This is a genomic window from Rhodococcus sp. P4_F3_2, assembly GCF_056401335.1.
In genome coordinates this window covers 1-696 of record NZ_JBFUJN010000114.1, presented here as the reverse complement: position 1 = coordinate 696, position 696 = coordinate 1, and the positions used below count along the sequence as shown (strand labels likewise).

Here is a 696-nt window from a genome sequence, read left to right as displayed (position 1 = left end):
GGCTTCTTTTATATTTCTGATGAAAATAAAATCCATAAAAAAAGAAGCTGTTGTTTTAAACAACAGCTTCTTTTTTTTATGGATTTTACTTATCAATCATAATAACTAAAACTTACAAAATTTGTGCTTCCAGTTGTTTTCGCTTCAGCATAAACTTTCTTTTTACCTGAGCCTATGCCTCTAAAAGTCGCGTTACCTGTAGAAGACACTACTTCTGTATCGAAATATTTTCCATCTACATATAAGTCGATAATTATACTTCCACCAGTTCTATTTGAAGTAACCCTAACTTGATAATCCCCGCCACCAGAAGTTAATGTAGATAATTTATGATAGCTTCTACTAATTGATACACCAGGATCAGATCCGATATGATCAAACGTTCCTCCTGCTGCACTAGCTGATCCAACATTTGTTCCAATAATAGCAATGATAGCAACAATTGCTAATGATAAAAACTTTTTAATCTTTGACAAAATAAAACATCCTTTCTTAATTATACTAATAATTCATTAATTTGTTAGACAAGTAAATATTATAAACCAATAATTTCATAAATCAATAGTTTATTTCCATTTTATGAATAAAAAAGTATCCCCCTATTCTTATAGGGAGATACTTTTTAAACAAAATATTTAAAACCAAGTACAATAAATAACATAAGAAATAAAAAAATCACTACATATTTAATAATAT

General features: G+C 27.9%; 1 protein-coding gene. It reads right to left on the bottom strand.

Annotated features, from left to right (window positions below; genetic code table 11):
* Nucleotides 1–92: 92 nt before the first annotated feature.
* The gene (locus AC1DWA_RS33015) at nt 93–476 is read right to left on the bottom strand and encodes a hypothetical protein (protein WP_477917641.1); all 384 of its coding nucleotides are present in this window, start codon (nt 474–476) and stop codon (nt 93–95) included.
* Nucleotides 477–696 lie beyond the last annotated feature (220 nt).